The 19325-nt window shown below is 56.9% G+C and carries 16 protein-coding genes and 1 tRNA gene; 6 read left to right on the top strand and 11 right to left on the bottom strand.

The window, feature by feature from the left end; genetic code table 11:
• Nucleotides 1-28 precede the first annotated feature (28 nt).
• Together HK20_RS02970 and zwf are read right to left on the bottom strand one after the other, a co-directional pair.
• The gene (locus tag HK20_RS02970; RefSeq protein ID WP_086645578.1) at nt 29-487 is read right to left on the bottom strand and encodes a hypothetical protein; all 459 of its coding nucleotides are present in this window, start codon (nt 485-487) and stop codon (nt 29-31) included.
• Nucleotides 484-1956, bottom strand: a complete 1473-nt coding sequence (gene zwf / locus HK20_RS02965) for a glucose-6-phosphate dehydrogenase (protein WP_086645577.1) — start codon at nt 1954-1956, stop codon at nt 484-486. Before zwf ends, HK20_RS02970 begins: the two co-directional genes overlap by 4 nt.
• 262 nt (nt 1957-2218) lie before the next feature.
• On the opposite strand from zwf, the gene HK20_RS02960 reads away from it, so the two are divergent.
• The gene (locus HK20_RS02960) at nt 2219-2479 is read left to right on the top strand and encodes a DUF2312 domain-containing protein (protein WP_086645576.1); all 261 of its coding nucleotides are present in this window, start codon (nt 2219-2221) and stop codon (nt 2477-2479) included.
• Between the two features lie 42 nt (nt 2480-2521).
• Nucleotides 2522-3184 (top strand): hypothetical protein, encoded by a 663-nt coding sequence (locus HK20_RS02955; protein ID WP_086645575.1) that lies wholly within the window; start codon nt 2522-2524, stop codon nt 3182-3184.
• A gap of 49 nt (nt 3185-3233) precedes the next feature.
• On the opposite strand, the gene proB is transcribed toward HK20_RS02955, so the two are convergent.
• From proB to HK20_RS02910, 9 genes are all read right to left on the bottom strand, one after another.
• Nucleotides 3234-4364, bottom strand: coding sequence for a glutamate 5-kinase (proB, locus tag HK20_RS02950; protein ID WP_086645574.1), 1131 nt, complete (start codon nt 4362-4364; stop codon nt 3234-3236).
• 57 nt (nt 4365-4421) lie between these two features.
• The gene (gene obgE, locus HK20_RS02945; protein WP_086645573.1) at nt 4422-5438 is read right to left on the bottom strand and encodes a GTPase ObgE; all 1017 of its coding nucleotides are present in this window, start codon (nt 5436-5438) and stop codon (nt 4422-4424) included.
• A 105-nt stretch (nt 5439-5543) separates the two neighbouring features.
• The gene (gene rpmA, locus HK20_RS02940; protein WP_048854263.1) at nt 5544-5813 is read right to left on the bottom strand and encodes a 50S ribosomal protein L27; all 270 of its coding nucleotides are present in this window, start codon (nt 5811-5813) and stop codon (nt 5544-5546) included.
• A 50-nt stretch (nt 5814-5863) separates the two neighbouring features.
• Nucleotides 5864-6178 carry a 50S ribosomal protein L21 gene (gene rplU, locus HK20_RS02935; RefSeq protein ID WP_025826492.1) on the bottom strand — a complete coding sequence of 105 codons (315 nt, stop codon included), beginning with the start codon at nt 6176-6178 and terminating at the stop codon, nt 5864-5866.
• A gap of 210 nt (nt 6179-6388) precedes the next feature.
• Nucleotides 6389-7312: a formyl transferase gene (locus tag HK20_RS02930; RefSeq protein ID WP_086645572.1), complete on the bottom strand. Its 924-nt coding sequence runs from the start codon at nt 7310-7312 to the stop codon at nt 6389-6391.
• A 48-nt stretch (nt 7313-7360) separates the two neighbouring features.
• Complete coding sequence (locus tag HK20_RS02925) at nt 7361-8683, bottom strand: lipopolysaccharide biosynthesis protein (protein WP_233129050.1); 1323 nt, start codon at nt 8681-8683, stop codon at nt 7361-7363.
• A 123-nt stretch (nt 8684-8806) separates the two neighbouring features.
• The gene (locus HK20_RS02920) at nt 8807-9934 is read right to left on the bottom strand and encodes a CDP-glycerol glycerophosphotransferase family protein (protein ID WP_086645570.1); all 1128 of its coding nucleotides are present in this window, start codon (nt 9932-9934) and stop codon (nt 8807-8809) included.
• A 96-nt stretch (nt 9935-10030) separates the two neighbouring features.
• Nucleotides 10031-11131 (bottom strand): glycosyltransferase, encoded by a 1101-nt coding sequence (locus HK20_RS02915; protein WP_086645569.1) that lies wholly within the window; start codon nt 11129-11131, stop codon nt 10031-10033.
• Nucleotides 11132-11209: 78 nt separating this feature from the next.
• Nucleotides 11210-12340 carry a CDP-glycerol glycerophosphotransferase family protein gene (locus HK20_RS02910; protein ID WP_086645695.1) on the bottom strand — a complete coding sequence of 377 codons (1131 nt, stop codon included), beginning with the start codon at nt 12338-12340 and terminating at the stop codon, nt 11210-11212.
• Between the two features lie 509 nt (nt 12341-12849).
• Here HK20_RS02910 and HK20_RS02905 point away from each other — a divergent pair.
• The 4 genes from HK20_RS02905 (at nt 12850) to HK20_RS02890 (ending at nt 19230) form a co-directional block, all read left to right on the top strand.
• Nucleotides 12850-12939: transfer RNA gene (locus HK20_RS02905), tRNA-Ser, on the top strand.
• 356 nt (nt 12940-13295) lie between these two features.
• Nucleotides 13296-16487, top strand: coding sequence for an efflux RND transporter permease subunit (locus tag HK20_RS02900; RefSeq protein WP_086645568.1), 3192 nt, complete (start codon nt 13296-13298; stop codon nt 16485-16487).
• Nucleotides 16487-17692, top strand: a complete 1206-nt coding sequence (locus HK20_RS02895) for an efflux RND transporter periplasmic adaptor subunit (protein ID WP_086645567.1) — start codon at nt 16487-16489, stop codon at nt 17690-17692. The genes HK20_RS02900 and HK20_RS02895 overlap by 1 nt, the downstream gene beginning before the upstream one ends.
• Nucleotides 17689-19230, top strand: coding sequence for an efflux transporter outer membrane subunit (locus tag HK20_RS02890; protein WP_086645566.1), 1542 nt, complete (start codon nt 17689-17691; stop codon nt 19228-19230). The genes HK20_RS02895 and HK20_RS02890 overlap by 4 nt, the downstream gene beginning before the upstream one ends.
• The last annotated feature ends 95 nt before the right edge of the window (nt 19231-19325 follow it).

Below are 19325 nucleotides of genomic sequence, written 5' to 3'. Positions count from 1 at the left end.
CGGTGCTGGGGCGCAGGGCGCGCTCCGCTCAGGGAATAGGGTGGAACTGGCCGGGGGAGCCTTGGTCGGAGAGGACAATCCGGTTCATGCGGTCCACCTTGAGTGTAAACAGTTTGGGCAGTTCACCCTTGGGGGCTGGGCATGTGCCGGTGCTTTTTTCCATCACTTCAATGCGTGACGCGGTGGGCTGGTCGTTGCCGTTGATAATAAAATTCAACAGCAGGCAGTCGGGCCTGTCATGCGTCATGCCGTTTTGCGTAATCTTGAACCGCAGGTGCCGGTCAAGAGCCGTATCATCGTACCAGCTCTGGGCCGAAAACGTGTACCGGTCCACCAGTCGTTCCAGTATGCCGCTTTTGGCCAGAACGATCATGAGCAGCGTAAGCGGCAGCACCAGTGCCAGCCTGCGCAGGACATGCTGGCGCAGCGTCCGCTGGGCAAAGGGGCCACGTTTGGGTTTGGGGGTAGGTGTGTTGGTGTCTGTCATGTCAGCATATCTTCGTGCCACAGGGCGCCATCGCGGGCCAGCAGGGAGCGGGTGGAGGCTGGGCCCCAGCTTCCCGCCGGGTAGGGTTCCAGCGGGGTCATGGCGTGCCGCCATGAGTTGAGAATGGGTTCAATCCACTGCCAGGAGGCTTCAACCTCGTCCCGGCGGATGAACAGGGCGGGGTCCCCGCGCACGGCGTCCAGCAGGAGGCGCTCGTACGAATCCTGATACGTGACCGAAAAGGCATTTTCGTAAGACATGCCCAGCGTGGCATTGCGCACGCGGAACCCGCCTGCACCGGGGTCACGCACCGCCATGACAAACGAGAGTTCCTCATGCGGGGCAATGCGGATAACCAGCCGCCCCGGAGAGGGCATGTTGGTAAAGATCGGCCACACCTGCGGGCGGAACTGGATGACAATTTCGGTGGTTTTGGTGGCCAGCCGCTTGCCGGTCCGCAGGTAGAAGGGGGTATGCCCCCAGCGCGCGGTGCGGATTTTGGTGCGGATGGCAACAAAAGTTTCCGTATTGCTGGCACGTCCGGTGCCCAGGTCCTCGTTATAGCCGGGTACGTCCTGACGTTTGATCTCGCCTGCCACGTACTGCCCGCGAATAACGTTGCGGCGCACCATGTCCGGTGTCATGGGGCGCAGGGCGTTGAGCACTTTCAGCTTTTCGTTGCGCAGATCATCGGAGCCGAGGGAGGCCGGGGCATCCATGGCCACCATGCACAGGACCTGCAACAGGTGGTTTTGCACCATGTCGCGCAGAGCGCCCGATTCATCGTAATAGGAACCACGGCTGCCCACCCCTACGGTTTCTGCCGCAGTAATCTGCACATGGGCTATGGCCTCGGACGACCACAGTTTTTCCAGCGCGGGGTTGGCAAAGCGCAGGGCCAGAATGTTCTGCACCCCTTCCTTACCCAGATAATGGTCAATCCGGTAAATGGATGCTTCGGGGAAGAACTGCCCCACCCCCTGATTGATGGCGCGTGCGGTTTCCAGATTAACGCCAATGGGCTTTTCCAGCACCACGCGGGAGTGCTGGTTAATCAGGTTATGCCGGGCCAGTGCCTCGCAGAGCGGGGAGTAGAGTGCTGGTGCGGTGGCCAGATAAAAAACACGGGGGCGGTCGTTAGCGCTCAGTAGGGTATCAAGCGTCTGCCAGTCCCCACCGGGTTTGAGCGCATCGAGCGTAATATAGGTCAGCAGGCCCAGAAAATGGCGCAGGGTCTGTTCGTCCTGTGCGGTTTCGGGGGCAAACTCGCGCAGGGCGGCCTCGGTCTGCTCACGGAACTGCTCCGTGTTCAGTTCCGTGCGGGCAATGCAGATGATCTGCGCATCGTCACTGAACTCCTGCGCATGGAAGCGGCGCAAAAAGGCAGGGAGCAGCTTGCGGCGCGACAGGTCGCCCGTTGCGCCAAAAATAACAAAGTCAAAAGGTCCCGTGTGATTGACCAGAGCCATGGAAAAAACATTCCCGCAAGGGTGGTGGGCAGGGCCGCCGTCAATAAAGGCGTTTGCAGGCGCTGTTACGCCACAGCGCACAAAGGCTGCTCCGCTTATGGAAGGCTCAGGACGTGTTTGCAAGGGTTAGAATGGTGTGTGATCATTGACCCCGTGCACACAGCACGATAAGCCCGCGCCTTTGGCAAGCAGCAGGATACGGGTTTTTGGTCTTCCGTATTCCTGTGCCTGAGATACGATGCGCAACTAAAGGGAGCCGAACATGGATGGCGAACAAGAAGACGCAGCAGTAGGCGGCATTGCCGCAGACCGTCTGAGAAGCATTATCGAACGGGTTGAACGGCTCGAAGAAGAGCGCAAGGCGCTGGCAGGCGACATAAAGGACATTTTTACCGAGGCCAAATCCGCCGGGTTTGATGTCAAGGTCATTCGCCAGATTATCCGCCAGCGCAAACAGGAACCTTCGGAAGTGGAAGAGCAGGAAACCCTGCTGGACATCTACCGCCGTGCGCTGGGCATGTAAGATCATCCACGCAGGCGCAACACAGGGTCGGGGCGGCTTTTGATGATGACATTGTCTTTTCCCGAATGGGTACCGCTATGGGGCCAGTTGCTGGTTCTGGCGGTGGGCATTGTGTTCGGGCTTGCGTTCATGATGATGCCTTTTGCCGTTTTTGGCGTCAAAGGCAGGCTGGCTGAACTCTCCCTCCAGCTGGAGGAACTTCAGGCAGAACTGCGCGCGCGCGCCATGCAGGGCAACAGGGTGCCGGAAGGGTATGCGGGGCATGGGGCGGAACCCCCACTCCCCTTTACCCGCCGCGCAGAGAGCGAGAGCCGGCCCGTGGTGGAGGAAGTACGCCCCCCCGCGGTGGAAAAACCAGCCACCCCACGGGGTGTGCCCGTTTTTGCGGAACTGCGCGCACCAAGGGTGTCCGACGCCTACGAGGCCCGGCAGGAAGCTCCTCCGGCGCCTTCCATGGAATCCGACCCCTACAAGTCTGCTCCGGTCAGGCGCATGCCCTGGCATGAGGAGGAAGACGAACAGCCGGAAAAAAGTGCCGAGGCCCAGCGCCGCCAAAAAGCGCCGGATGCCAATCAGGAAGCCTACCGCCCCGATTTCTCGCGTGAAGGGGGGCAGCCCCGTTCTGGCACAACGAGTGGGCGGTACGATGATTATATGGGCCGGGCCGAGCCCGTGCTGCATTTTCCCTCCCGCAACAAACCTTAACATCGGGTGTTGCGGGGGTTAGTCCTGTAGTGGTTTTGGGGCTGCTGTGTCAGACCATCACAAGGTCATCACGGTGGATGATCTCATCACGCCCCTGCCAGCCCAGAATACTGGCGGTCTCGCTTGAATGGTGCCCGGCTATGCGGCGTGCATCGTCCGCATCATAGGCGGCAAGGCCGTGGGCCAGTATGCGCCCGCTGGCATCCACCACCTCCACCAGATCACCCTGCGTAAAGTTGCCCTGTACGTGCAGAACGCCCGCAGGGAGCAGGGAGCCACCTTTGCGCAGGGCTTCGGCAGCCCCCGCATCCACTTTAATTTCCCCCGTGGGGTTCAGGCTGCCGGCAATCCACTGCTTGCGGCCCGTATGCCCGTTGCTCTGGGGCAGGAACCATGAGCAGCGCGCGCCATCCATAAGAGCCTGAAGCGGGTGCATGGTTTTGCCAATGGCAATGGCCATGGCGCAGCCCGAGCGTGTGGCAATGTTGGCCGCCAGCAGCTTGGTGCGCATGCCGCCCGAGGAGTAGCCCGGTGGCGGCTCACCCCCCATGGCCTCGATTTCGGGCGTCAGGGCCTCAATAACCGGCAGGTGCTGCGCGTTGGGGTTAGTGCGTGGGTCGGCTGTGTATAGCCCATCAATATCGGAGAGCAGCACAAGCTGGTCCGCATCGGTCATCTGCGCTACGCGGGCGGCCAGCCGATCGTTATCCCCAAAGCGGATCTCGGCTGTGGCAATGGTGTCGTTCTCGTTAATCACCGGCACACACCCCAGTTCCAGCAGGGTATTCAAGGTGGCGCGGGCGTTCAGGTAGCGCTTGCGGTCTTCTGTGTCTTCGGGGGTTAGCAGCAGTTGGGCGGCTGTCAGCCCGTGGGCGGAAAGGGCATTGCTCCATGCCTGGGCAAGGCTGATCTGGCCTACGGCTGCTGCGGCCTGTTTTTCCGCCAGCCGCAGTGGCCCACCCGCAAGCCCCAGCGTATGCCGTGCCAGTGCTATGGCCCCGGAGGACACAACACTCACCGCCACGCCCTGTTTGCGCAAAACCGCTATATCTGCGGCAACGCTGGCCAGCCACTCCTGCCGTGGAGCGGCTTTTTGTGGGTCCACAACCAGAGCACTGCCGATTTTGATAACCAGCCGTTTTGCATGCAGGAGTGAGGGGCGGGGGCTGTCTGTGGTCATGGGCTCATCCGTTGGGGGACAAGGCCCCCTCCAGCTATGGCATTGCGGGTTGGTGGGTCAGGACTGGTCCTGCGCGTCCTTGCGGGAGGCCGTTACTTTATCCTGCAACAGGCGCAACAGTTCCGGCACACCCTGCCGTGTTGCCGCGGAGATCAGCAGCACAGGAGCACCACTGGCTTTTTGCAGTGCCGCCCGGCGGGCAGATGCTTCACGTGGGGTCATGGCGTCTGTCTTGTTCAGGGCAATAATTTCCGGCTTTTCTGCCAGACCGCCCCCATAGGCCGCCAGTTCGTGGCGGATGGTGCGCCATGTGTCCACCACGTTGCCTGCGGCACCATCAATCAGGTGCAACAGCACGGCGCAGCGTTCCACGTGGCCCAGAAAACGGTCGCCCAGCCCCGTGCCTTCATGGGCCCCTTCGATCAGCCCCGGAATGTCCGCCACCACAAATTCTTCGGTCATGGACAGGCGCACAACGCCCAGTTGGGGGTGCAGGGTGGTAAAGGGGTAGTCGGCAATTTTTGGGCGCGCTGCGGAGACAACGGACAGGAAGGTGGATTTGCCTGCATTGGGCAGGCCCACAAGCCCGACATCCGCAATCAGTTTAAGGCGCAGCCATACCCAGCGCTCTTCGCCCGGCCAGCCCTTGTCCGAGCGGCGGGGGGCGCGGTTGGTGCTGCTTTTGTAGTTGGCATTGCCAAACCCGCCATCCCCCCCACGGCACAGGGTCACGCGCTTGCCGGCTTCGTCCAGATCGGCCAGCAGGGTTTCGCGGTCATCATCCATGATCTGGGTGCCAATAGGCACCTTGATGACAACAGCGGGGGAGGCCGCACCCGTGCGGTCCGAGCCAGCACCATTGCCACCCTTGCGGGCACGGAAATGCTGGGTGTACCGAAAATCAATCAGTGTGTTCAGGTTGGGCACGGCTTCGAATATGATGTCCCCACCACGGCCGCCATTGCCGCCATCGGGGCCACCGAATTCGATGTATTTTTCCCGACGGAAGGCTGTCACACCATCTCCACCGTCGCCTGAGCGAACGTAGATTTTAGCCTGATCTAGAAACTTCATGACATACCTTCCGGCCCGGAACACGAAAAAGGGCCGAACCTTCCGGCCCGGCCCTGTTTTGCGTTCCAGCTACGCTAAAACGTAGGCTGGAAAAACCCAGCCTGCTTATTCGGCTGCGAGGGGCAGCGCATCAACAGAAACGTGGACGCGGCCTTCTGCACGGCGTTCAAAACGCACATTGCCGGGAACCAGAGCAAACAGCGTGTGGTCGCGGCCAACGCCAACGTTCACGCCAGCCTTTACCTTTGTGCCACGCTGGCGAATGATGATGTTGCCAGCAAGAACCTGCTCGCCACCAAACTTTTTTACACCAAGGCGGCGTCCGGCGCTATCGCGCCCGTTACGGGATGAACCGCCAGCTTTTTTTTGTGCCATGACCTAAGTCCTCCGTGGTCTAACCGGCCTGTTGTTTCCCCAAAGGGAAATCAGGCGGCGTTAATTTCCTGAATGCGCAGAACGGTAACCGGCTGACGGTGGCCGTTTTTGCGGCGGCTGTTCTGCCGACGGCGCTTCTTGAAGATGATGACCTTCTTGAGGCGGTCCTGAGCGATAACGGTAGCCGTTACTTTTGCGCCAGCAACTGTGGGAGCGCCAATGGTCGTGCCGCTCTCGCCACCAACGGCCAGAACGTCATCAAAGGTGATGGTGGAGCCGGCTTCGACTTCCAGCTTTTCAACCTTCAGCACCATGTTGGGCTCAACCCGGTACTGTTTGCCGCCAGTGCGGATAACTGCGAACATAAACTGTCTCTCTTTCCGATCTCTTGACCCTCGCGGCACCTTGGGCACAGGCGAAAAATCAGCTCGCTTTTTATTCTTTGGCCGCGACTTTGCACGGCATGCTTCCATCTGCGTGGATTAGCGGGGCTTTTACTGGCAGACTCGCCGCCACGTCAATCAATAACTTGCGCTTTGGCGTAATTTTGGCGGTGAACCGGGGGTATGGCCCTGTTACGCGCCTTTTGGGTGGAAAAGTCTGGCACCAAGCCGCCTGACCTCACGCCATGCCTGCAAACCAATACCGTAGGCGGAGAGGTCCGTATATTTTGCATCAATCAGTGTAACGGGGCCAACTCCGGCCAGCGTATGCATGCCTTCTGTATAAGGCGCAAAACTGTCGTTCTGGCCGATGGCGGCCCCGGCGTGGGTTACAACCCGGTCGGGGGTCAGGGTGTCAAAGGTCAGGGGGCGGATTGCCCCACCATATGTATGCGTGCAGTCCTGCACCGGGAGCACCAGCTTGCCGTTGTGCACGCAGGGTGTGCCGCCGGGGCGGGTGCTTGCATTGTCCAGCCGGACAGGGTTTGCGTGGTGGCGCTGCCACGGGCCAAGCAGGCTGGGGGCATATGCCAGATGCAACGCCCCTACGGCTGCGGTGCGGCTGGTGGCGGGCATATAAAACAGCCACCACAGACCATCATGAAAAAAGGGTGTGGCGTCTATGGCAATATCATCACCCAGATCAATTACCGTGGCTTCCTCCCACTGATCGGGGAAGTGCCTGCAACGGTAAAGGGTCAGTTTGCCCGAGCGAAAAGCCTCGGGCAGCATCCATGTATGGCCATCGGCTTCAAAAACATATGGGTAGGAGAGGTGCCACGGAGTCTGCAACACCTTGCGCTGCTCCAGCAGATGCAGGGATTTATCGTAGATCAGAACATCTATGGAGCCTACGCGCACGCGGTAGTCATAGTCCTCGACAAACACGTAAAGCCTGTCATCGCGCCACAGGCCAAACGGGTCTGCACGAAAGCAGAACCGGCGCATGGGAGGGGTCCAGACAACGGGCAGCCCTTCAAGCGTGCCCTGTGCCAGAATATGCTGGAGCGGGCTGTTTACAATGCCCACACGCCAGATGTCTTTGCGCAATCCCATGGTCAAGAAAATCCCTGTTTTGTGCAGCCGGACTGAGGGGAGGCGGGGTTACACCCTGTGTCTCAAATCATTCTTGAAAAGCCATATCCCCACAAAGCGGGAGAGCAGAACCCCGGCGCTGGACAGTACGGTGGCAATGCAGGCACCGTAAAGTCCCATCTGGCTGGTAAAAATGTATAAAACCGGAAAATACAGTACCGTAATAACGGTGCGGTTAAGGGTTAAAAAGCGCACGCGGTTCATAACGGTCAATAACGGGTCTAGCGGTACAAGCAGCAGGTTGCAGGCAGTGGCAACCAGCATCATGGAAATATACAGGGATGAGTTTTCAATTGTTTCATGAAACATAAAGGAAAATATTTTCCCGCCGGAAAAAAATGAAAGAACAATAAGCGCGGAAGACAGCAGCAATAGAGCTGAAAACATGATGAAGGTCAGCTTTTTTAAGCCGCGCCAGTTGTTCTGATCCCGCATTTTAATCAGCTCCGGGTAAAGCACCGGGGTCAGGAGTTGTGCCGGCGTGGCTATGCCATCGGCAATCTGCCGCGATACCCGGAAAATAGCCGCATCCGCCGGGCCAAGATGGCCACCAATAATAAGCGTTGCAATCTGCCCCGAGACAGAGCCGAGTGTCTGGTTCAGGGTCACATTGCGTGTGAAATCCCACATTCCCGGCAGCTTCCATTTGCGATTGTGGAAGGCATGCGCGTAGATTTTAAAAATATTCATTTTAATGGAGGAAAGTGCGAAGCACACGGAGCCAGCATAATCAATAACCCGCGTAAGCCCCCAGATCAGCAGGAAGTAACCCAGAGTATAGTGGAGCTTGTAGCCAACAAATGTTGCGGATGTCTGAAATGTTGAGCACAGGAAATCTATGATCGGGGCAACGTGGAACTTGCCAGACAGGCGCAATATGCCATTGGACCACCCGGTGTACATAAACGGACTGCAAAAAGCATAAAGCAGGGCTAGCGTTATAATATGCTGGGGCCAGCTGGCGAGGGTGCCATAAATCAGAACCAGCACAATGCCCAGGCTTAGGGCAATTGCAGCGGATAGCGTGTCCAGACGTATGGAAAACCCGATAACCTGCTTGATAAGGGGAATGTCCTTGCGGGCGAATGCCTCGCTCCCAAAGTGGATGAGCGTCTGCCATGATTGCATGCGTGAAACCATGGAGGCGGCGGAAGCTAGGGAATGAATGAGAATGAGCAGGCCAAAGTCCGCCAACCCCAGAGTGCGCACGGCAAGGGAAATGTAGATAAAACTGCAAAGTGCATTGCCAATGCGTCCTGCGGTCAAAAAACCTACATTGCGGAATATGCTGTTAAAGAGTGATTTATCGCTGGCCATGAGGGTGTCGAACACAAACTTGCGGATTTGTCCATGACCTGAACCCCCGATGTCTGGGAATGATCCCGGTCATGCTCCGTATGGACAATAAAAGCCATTATTCCGCCAGCCTTTAATGCTCCCACAGGCAGCGTGTGCTCAGGTCGGGGCCAGATAATGCATGATGGCTTCGGCCCCACGTTGCGAAGCACCAAGCAGGGGGGCGCAGAAGGCGTCCTGGAAAAACTTTTCCTGCGCAGGGCGGTACAGGGCGTGGCGCTTTGCAGCATTGGCTATGGTGGGCATGAGGTCGTGCAGGTTTTCTACGACGTCGCCCAAGGTCCAGTATACAAAGTGCGGGTCATTCTTCCATGCGATTTTGTTAGGGTTTAAAAAAACGCAGGGGCGGGGAATGGCAAGGAACTCGTAAATCTGGCTGCTGACATCCCCAATATAAAGGGCAGCCTGGGACGTGTATGTCATGTCCAGCATTGCAGGTGAGCCGGTATCAACCAGAATACCCGGCCCTTCCTGCCGTTTTAAGGCGCGCGCCTTAAACCCGAAACCCTTGTGAAACATTTTGATATGGGGGGCCACTACCAGATTATACCCCTCGGGTTTGTCCAGTTGTGCCCGAAATCCCTTGATAAGCGGCATCATCCATCTGGAGGCAGATGTCAGGGATCGCTGGCAATGGGGGTTGTAAAGGGCAAAAGGGTGGCCGTTGGCAAAATGAATGGGCTTTTCGTGGCGCATGGCGGCAAAAACATCGAACTTCGGATAGCCGATAATTTTGCTGGCATGATTTTGCAGCAGCCCATGGCTTTTGAAAAAAGTTTCTTCCTTGGGGCCGGACAGTAAGGTCAGGTCAAACTGGTCTATCAGGTTCTGGTCTTTTACGTAACGCCCTGCGGCCCCATGCATGAGTAGAATGAGTTTTGGTTTATTCAGCCCCATCTGCTTTAAAATGCCGGCTGAATACTCTGTTGCAATGACCGCATCATACGTATTCAGCTCGTCAACATTTTCTTTCAGAACAAGGGTACGTTCCTGATCAAGGCGTCTGGCGCGCTTGAGTGCCTTTGCCCTCCATGATTTGGGGAAGGGCGTAAGAGGCAGGTCTGGTAAATCGAGCGAACGCCTGATGCGTTGCAGATGTAATGGTGTGTCGGGGAAGCTGTAATACTCAGTGACCTGATTACCCGGCATTGCCGCCAGCGCGCTCGCCACGGTTGCCGTGTGGTAGCACTGATATGGCTCGGCAATGTAGATAAAGGCAATTTTCACGACTAGTCTTTCTGGTCAGATTTACAGAGTGCTGAAATTTCAGGTTCTAAAATTGACAGGGTTTTATGGCATAAGAATGCAATCTTCAGGGCAGGATCAGGCCATTGTGGTTTTTATGTTATGGGCCACAATCTGCTCAACGCGGGCCAGAATGTCCCGGCCGATCCGGTCAAAATGCTGCGCGCCAAAACGGGCCAGTACTGTAGCACGGGCATGTTGGCCCATATCCGCCAGATGCTGGGGCTGTTTGAGCAGGTCTTCCAGAGCACTGGCAAGGGCCGCACTATCCTGCGGTGGCACAATGCGGCCGGTTTGCGGGGTAATGGAAGACGGGATTTCCCCCGCGTTGGAGGCAACAACCGGCAGGGATGCCAGCATGGCCTCATGCGCGGCCAAGCAGAAACCTTCCCACAGGGAGGGTTGGACATAAAGGTGCAGCCGGGACAGAAAAACCGATGGATCTTTAATATGCCCAAGGATCTGTATGGGGAGCTGGCCTTTGGCAATCAGTGCCTCAAGGTGGGGGCGTTCTTCCCCTTCACCACCGATCAGGACTTCAAAAGGGGGGAGGTCAGGGCAGTTTTGCAGCAGGGCAATGGCCGCGCATAGCGTGTCATACCCCTTGACCGGGTGCAGCCGCCCTAGCGTGCCAATGCGTACAGGCGTGCCCGGCTGCCAGGGGGTTGCGGTAGGAACATCGGGGTCCGCCCTGAAGATGGGCCATTCCACAAGCCTGTCCGGTGTAACACCCAGCGTGCGGCGTGTCTGTTCTGCCACACAGGAGGAATCGGCCACCCACAGGGCGCTTCTGTTTTTAAAGCGGCGTAACAGGGCTGCGTTCAGGGGTTTGAGGCGGGCGGAATGCTGCCAGCTTACAACGGGAATATGCTGCCATTGTCCAACCATCTGCCCCAGTAATGTGGCCCGGCTGAGCGATGTCCAGATAACATCGGGTTTATAGGCGCGCATTTGCTTGTGCAGCCAGCGCAGGGCAGGGAGGTGGTCCTTGCGTGTGCCGGGGCGGATATGGAGTGTAAGCCCAGCATTTTCCAGCGGTTCAATCGCCAGACCGTTGCGCCGGGTCAGGGCAAAAACCTCAACATGGTGCCCGGCGTCCCGCATGACCTTTGTAATGGCCGGAACGGGTAGCGCCGCGCCACCGCTTTCCACGGAGTTTATAATATATGCGATTTTCATCGGCGCGATTTTTGCACGGATCAGACCAATAGGCGAGGGACAAGCACGCTGGGCATGCTTGCAGGAGCAGGGAGGGGCTTAGACCTTTTTTTGCAAAAAGCGCATGATGGCATCCGCTGCTCCGGGGGATGTCGGGCTTTTGTCCTGATGTTCAAAGGTTTCTGCAACATAAGCGCGCTGCCTGCCTTCAAACTCATCCTGACGGGTAAAGGCAACGGAAAGTGCGTGGCCCAGCTCATCGGGGGTGTCGATGACCTGCCCCAGTGTCCAGAACCGGTAGTCCTTGTTGTTCTGCCAGTGCGCGTGATGTGCATTGAGGAAAATGCATGGTCTGGGCCGGATCAGGAACTCGGCAACCTGACTGCTGACATCCCCCAGATAAAGGTCCGCCGCCATGGTGTAGGTCATGTCTATGCTGCGGGTGCTGCCGGTATCGATCAGGATATTGGGGTATTTGGCAAAGCGCTTGACCAGTGCTTCGGCCTGTTTTTTGTGGCCGTTGAACAGGCGGTAATGCGGTGCGCAGATCAGGTTATAATGATCCTGATTGGCAAAGTAGTTCAGGATTGTCTCGCCAAACTGGTACCATGATGTCAGCCCGCGTGAAAAATGCGGGTTGTACAACACAACGGGTTTGTCGTTATCAAACAGCCTGGCCTGCTGCTTGTGCAGACGCTCCACAATGTCGAACTTGGCATAGGTGCCCATGTGGTATTCGCCGGGGGTTATAAGGCCCCGTTCAAGCAGCCTCTGTTCCACTTTTTTGCCTGAAAGAAGCACAAAGTCGAACTGCTTGATGTCATCAGCAAACCCGATGGCCCGGTCGCCTGCACCGTGGCGGGTCCAGATATACAGGGGTTTGGTCACGCCCATGCGCTTGAGGTAGAGCGATGTCCGCTCCGGCACCACAATGGCCTGAAACTGATTGAAGTAATGGCGGCTGAAAAACAGGGAAGCCAGCCGCTCGAGCGGACCATGGCCATTACGCTCGACCAGTCTGCCAAGCCATGCGGGAATGGGGAGCAGGTCGTAGATGACCTTTGCCGCCGGGTAGAGCCGGCCGAGCGAGCGGGCGTAATCCAGATGGTTCTGGGTTGGGCAGGCCACATGCACTTCCGCATTGGGGTGGCGGGCTGCCATTTCAAAGGCGATGGGGAGCGAGTGGAGCGTCTGGTGCGGCTGGGCAATCAGCAGGAAAACCACTTTCAGCGTTTTAAGGGCGCTTTGTGGCGGTGTCTGTAGTGCCGACACGCCATGAGGACCGCGCCCCAGACTCTGAAGGTGTTTCTGCTGGTCTGTCATATCGAAAAAAAATGGCTGCACAGGCACATAGGTCAAGCTACGGCTCTTTCCTCTTGGGAAGCGGGCACCATAACCCGGCTACCACAAATACACCTCAATTCTATTCAGCGTTTGGTAAGGACATGTATAGTGCACGCTGACTTGCACCAGATAGCGCACAGCGTCAAGCCGCAAACACATGCGGTAAGGGTCTGAACATACACATAAACCCTCACTTAATATGGATGTTTGACACATATCTTGACCAGCCTGCGTGCAGGGTATGCCAGAGCAGCCATAATATGGCCAATGGCGGCGGGGGTGCGCTCGCGGCTGGTTCGGCCATAAGTCTTGGGGATATGGTGCAGGAAGCCAGTACATGTTCCTGCGGATAGCACTTGCGTATTTGTGCCAGCACACCTATAACGCATCCCCACGGAGAGGTGCCAGAGCGGTCGAATGGGGCGGTCTCGAAAACCGTTGTGCGAGCAATCGTACCGAGGGTTCGAATCCCTCCCTCTCCGCCATTCCTTATTCTTATAAAAATATACTGGGTATCAAACAGCCTGTTCCTTCCGGCTGTTGAGTTGGCACCCGTTCGGGCATGAGCCGCTATTGGTGCAGCGTAATGGATGCCTGTGCCATCCCCCCCATATGGGGGCTGCGCTCTGCCCGATATGTTGTGGTTTTCCATGTTTATAAAATAGGAAAACGTATGAATATATCATGCATATTCCGGAAATAATTTTTATTCCCGCTTAAGGTGATGCGTACATATTAATTTTGTTTTTATATCAATAAAATTTTTTCTAACAGATTTTTGAATAAAAAATTCCTAGCTTCAGGCCAATCCCAACCACAATCCATCGAGAACTGGGAACGCATGAATGCTATTGTCATAACCGCATTGAAACGGCCCTATACTTTTGTGGTCCTTTCTCTGCTCATTCTCGCATTTGGCGTCATGTCCGTACTGCGTGCGCCAACCGACGTGTTTCCCAACATCAAGCTGCCTGTCGTGTCTGTTGTGTGGACATATGGCGGCATGCTGCCAGAGGAGTTTGCCGGACGCATAACCTATAATTACGAACTGGCCGTGACCTCCACTGTGGAGGGCATAGAACACATGGAGAGCAGTTCGTATTACGGTCGCAGTATCGTCAATATCTACTTCCAGCCCGGAACGGATATTGGTGAGGCGGAAGCCGAAGTTACGGCTATTTCCCAGACTGTTATCAAACAGCTGCCAGACAATATTCCCGCCCCCATGGTCATGCGGCTGGATGCGTCCTCAGTGCCGGTTCTGGCCTTGCAGGTCACATCGGACAAGCAGACCCCCTCAGACCTGTTCAAGATCGCAATGACGCGCATCCGCCCCATTCTTGTTACCGTGCCGGGCTCGGTTCTGCCGCAGGCGTACGGGGGGATGGATAGCTTTATTATGGTTGCGCTCAACCAGACGCAGCTTCAGGCGCACCATCTTTCCGCCATGGACGTGCAGAACGCCCTGCGCAAGCAGAACATTGTTCTGCCCGCCGGGGATCAGAAAATAGACCGTACGGACTGGATGGTTCAGACCAACGCCACCCCGCGCTCCATGCAGGAACTGGGGGATATTCCCGTCAAGCGCGTGGGCAATTCGGTCATTTATGTGCATGACGTTGCCAACGTGTACCGTGGCGGCCATCCGCAGACCAACCTTGTGCTTGTAAAAGGCAAACAGGGTGTTGAGGTCATTGTCATGAAAAGTGGTGATGCCTCAACGCTGGATGTCGTTTCCAGAACCAAGGAGCTGTTGCCGCGTATCCAGCAGCTTGTGCCGCCGGATGTGCATATTTCGGTCCTGAGTGATGCATCGGTTTTTGTGAAGGACGCCATTCGGGACGTCGTGCGCGAAATGCTGACAGCCGCAGTGCTGACTGGTCTGGTTGTGCTGCTGTTCCTTGGCTCGTGGCGCTCCACCATTATTATCGCCACGTCCATTCCCCTGTGCATTCTGGCCGCCATTATCTGCCTGCTATGGGCTGGCCAGACCATTAACGTGATGACACTGGGTGGCCTTGCTCTGGCGGTGGGTATTCTGGTGGACGATGCGACCGTCATGATCGAGAATATCGATACCCATCTGGAAATGGGCAAGGATCTGGAAACAGCGATTATCGATGCTGCCAACCAGATCGTTATTCCCACGCTGGTTGCCACCTTGTGCATCTGCATTGTGTGGACCCCGCTGTTCCGCCTGAGTGGTGTTGCAGGGTGGCTGTTCATGCCCATGGCCGAAGCCATTGTTTTTGCCATGCTGGCATCGTTCATCCTGTCGCGCACACTGGTGCCGACCATGGCCAAATATCTGCTGGCAGGGCAGGTGCATCCCGGTTTGCACGGGGATGAGCATGAAGCTTTGCCCAAAGGTGTTTTTGGCCGGTTCCAGAACAGGTTTGAGCATGCTTTCCATGCCTTCAAGCTCCGTTACGGGCGGGTGCTGGAACGTGTGGTAACCCGGCGTCACAGGTTTGTGGCCGTGTTTTTGGGGGTGTCTGTTCTCTCCCTCGCCCTGTTTGCGGTGGTGGGGCAGGACTTCTTCCCCGAGGTTAAATCCGGTGCATTGCAGATGCACATGCGCGTGCCCCTTGGTACCCGGATTGAAACCACAGGGCGCATAGCCAGTCTGGTGGATGACCGTATCGAGCAGCTTCTGCCCGGTCAGGTGGAAGGGGTGATCAACAACTGCGGTCTGCCGGAAGGTCCGCATAATCAGGCGTTTATTCCAACACCCACAATCGGCACGCAGGATTGCGATCTGAGCATCACGCTCAAGAACGAGCTTTCCCCCGTATGGGATGAGCGTGCTCTGCTGCGGCGTGAGCTTTCGGCCAGTTTTCCCGGCACGGTCTTTACATTCCAGCCTGCGGACCTGACGGAAAAAATCCTTAACTTTGGCTCCCCCGCCCCGGTTGATATTCAGGTATCAGGCCCGAATATCCGGGATAACTACCGCTATGCCCGCCTGCTGGTGAACCGCCTGCGGCACATACCCGGCGCGGTGGATACGACAATCCAGCAGACCATGGCCACGCCAACGCTGTTTGTGCAGGGGAACCGCACATTTGGTCAGGCCACGGGCATGACGGAAGGGGATATTGCCAGTAACGAACTCATGACTCTCTCGGGCAGTCAGACAGTCGACCCACAGTACTGGCTTGATCCCAAAACCGGCATTACCTTCCCGCTCAATGTCTATGTCTCCCAGGACCAGCTTACACATTACAACAACCTGCTGACCATTCCGGTGGATAAGGGGGACAACGACCCCGAAGGCAAGGATATGCAGCTGCTGGGTAGCATCAGCACCATCACGCCCATCGGCACGCCGGGGCAGGTGTCTCATTATAACTCCATGCCTGATATAGATATTTACGTTTCTACCGAGTTTACCGACCTTGGCTCCGTTCTAAGTCAGGTCAAGCAGGAAATCGCTGCAACACAAAGCGATCTGCCACGCGGTGTGGCGGTGGACATCCGCGGGCAGGCCACCACCATGCATAGCGCTTATGTGGAGCTTATTGCCGGTCTCGTTGTGTCGGTCCTGCTGATTTATATGCTGATTGTGATCAACTTCCAGTCCTGGATTGATCCTTTCATTATCATCTCGGCATTGCCGGGGGCTCTGGCGGGCATTGCGTGGAGCCTGTTCCTGACCCATACGCGCCTTTCCGTGCCTGCGCTAACAGGTGCGATCATGTGCATGGGAACAGCCACGGCCAATTCCATTCTGGTCGTGTCCTTCGCCAAGGAGCGCTTTGCCATGCATCGCAGTGCCGCGACCGCAGCAATTGAAGCCGGTATTGGCCGTATCCGCCCGGTTATTATGACAGCTTCGGCCATGATCATCGGCATGGTGCCAATGGCCATCAGTAATTCCCAGAATGCGCCACTCGGTAAGGCGGTTATTGGCGGGCTGGTTGTGGCTACGGTTTCCACCCTGCTTTTTGTCCCCTGTGTTTATGCAATTTTCCACCATCGTCCGGCCCGGCCATCCAGCACGGATGCCGCTAACCAGCAGGAGACTGTCTGATGTTTGTTGCTAGCAAAGGCAGAATTGTCATTATTTTCTTCGCGGCTGTCATGATGGCGGATATTGCGTATCTGCTGGTCCAGCGCGCCCATAATACCGTGCGCATCCAGCAGGACGCCGCCTATGACCGGGTGCCCGATGTTGCGCTGGTCAAGCCCACACCCGCACCACCAACAGTGACCATGTCCTTACCGGGTACAATCAGCGCATGGTACGAAGCGCCCATGTATGCGCAGGTCTCTGGCTATGTAAAAATGTGGTACCGCGATTACGGCGCAGTCGTTAAAAAGGGTGATCTGCTGGCCGAAATCAATACGCCCCGGCTGGATGCGGAATACGCACAGGCGCAGGCGGACCTGAAGGTGGCGCAGACCAAATACGGCCTTGCTGCCATAACCGCCACCCGCTGGCGGTCCATGGGCCAGTCGCAGGCTGTATCTGGCCAGTCTGTTTCCGTGCAGAACGCCAATGAACAGTCCGCCAAGGCAGAGCTGGAAGCCGCTGAACACAAGGTGGCCCAGTATCAGGCCATGATCCACTTCAAGAGCATTGAAGCACCGTTTGATGGCGTGGTCATCGCGCGTAACATCAACGTGGGGGATTATGTGGGGGCCGGGAGCGGCAGCATGAATGCAAACGGCACAGCCAGCGAGCTGTTTACCGTGGCGGACACCCATGCCATGCGCCTGTTTGTATCCGTGCCGGAAACATTTTCCTCCATCCTCCAGCCCGGACTGGTGGCAAAGGTGTCCGTTCCACAGTTCCCCAATGCCGTGTTCGAAGCAAAGTTCCTGACAATTGCTAAAGGTTTTGACCCCAATACCCGTACGGTCATTACGGAGTTTTCCATCGACAATGCGGAACAAAAACTATGGCCGGGCAGTTTTGCTTCCGTCACCCTGACCGCTCCGGCCCGCAAGGGGGTTTATACCATTCCCACTGGCGCACTGGTGTTTCAGGAACACGGTATGCAGGTTGCCACGGTCAATGCGCAGCAGATTACGCATTACCAGAACATAACCGTGGGTCGCATGTCGGATGCCTATACGGAGGTCAGTGCAGGTCTTGCCCCCGATGACCGGATTATCAACAACCCGCCAGCCGATCTGATGGAAGGGGGTAAGGTCAGGCCCGTGGAGCCGGAGCAGGGCTACCTCAGCACACCCAACGCAACGGCGGAAACAAAGGGGGATGATGACGAATGAAACATATATCTGCATATTTTCGTCCCTTGCCTGTGCGTACTCTGGTGGCGCGGGCGGGCCTGCTGCTCTCCCTGAGTGCGCTGAGTGCGTGCGATCTGGCCCCCCGTTATGCGCCGCCACATTATGTTGTGCCGGCCTCTTGGCACGGGCAGGGGCCTTTTAAGGATGCGGCCCCCAGCACCGTGGCGCTGAAACCAGACTGGTGGACCCTGTTTGATGATACCGTGCTCAACGGGCTTGAGCAGGAAGCACTGGCCAACAATGCTGACCTTCAGGCTGCTGCGGAGCGTTTTTCGCAATCCCGCGCTATTGTTATGGAAGCGCGCTCCGACCTTTTGCCGCATTTTGGCATGGCGTTTGGCTCAAGCGACAACAAAAGCTCGGCAGACAGGCTGTTCCGCTACAAAGGCCCGATTACTGCAACGGATGAGTTCTATTCCGGCCTTGCAAGCTGGGAGCCGGATATCTGGTCTGGTATTCGTAACCGGGTCAGGGTGCAGAAATACTATGCGCAGGAACAGGCGGCAGACTATGCCGCCGCACGGCTCAGTTTGCAGGCGGAACTGGCAACGGATTATTTTGCCCTGCGGGGGCTGGATGCCCAGCACGCCATTTATACCCAGTCCATTGCCTATTATCAGCAGGCGTTACACGTTACCCAGACACGGCTGGATAACCAGAATGCCACCGGCATTGATGTCGCCCGCGCGCAGAACCAGCTTTACATGACACAGGCCCGCCTGCTGGACGTGCAGGCCCAACGGGACGTGCTGGAACACGGTATTGCCGTGCTGGTCAATGAGCAGCCATCCACCTTTCATATCCAGCCGGTGGATGATCTGAGCAATGCAGAACCTAATGTTCCTGCGGGTCTGCCGTCTGATCTGCTGGAACGCAGGCCCGATATTGCCGCGTCGGAAAGGCGTATGGCACAGGCAAACCGGGCTATTGGTATTGCCCGTGCGGCGTTTTATCCACATGTGTTTTTTAGCGCCAATGGCGGGTTTGATTCCAATGGCTTCAACCTGGCTAATCTGGCCAACAGCATGTGGTCTTACGGGGCGTCTGTTTCCATGCCTCTGTTTGAGGGCGGGTTGCGCCGTGCCCAGTTGCAGCATTCCTGGTCCGTCTACCGCGAAACGCTGGATCATTACCGCATGACCGTGCTCTCCGCCTTTGCGGATGTAGAGAACGGGTTTTCCATGACCAACCGACTGCGGGCAGAAACCGAGCGTTTGGGGCAGGCGGTAGGGACGGCGGAAAAAGCCCAGACCCTGACCATGACTTTGTATAAAGGTGGTGCTGACAATTACCTTGATGCGTTGATTGCTCAGGTCAACACACTGGATGCACGGATTGACCGGGTGCAGGTGCAGGCCCGCGCGTTGCAAAGCACAGTCGGGCTGATCCGTGCTCTGGGTGGGGGCTGGCGGCAGAAAGACCTCCCTACGCCAGATGCCACGATGACATTTGGTGTCATGCAGTATTCAGGCCTGCAAACACCATCGGATACGCTTCAGCAGCTTAATAAATACTAAGGACTTTTCTTTCTGGGACTTATAAGGATTTGTCATAAGTTTTTGAAACCATGGCCATGCAGCTGTTTATGTGGCGTCTGGTCATAAAAGCGCAT

The organism is Acetobacter sp. DsW_54, from assembly GCF_002153575.1.
GTDB lineage: Bacteria > Pseudomonadota > Alphaproteobacteria > Acetobacterales > Acetobacteraceae > Acetobacter > Acetobacter fabarum.
Note: the sequence above shows the minus strand (reverse complement) of the source record. Positions and strands in the feature narration are given on the sequence as shown.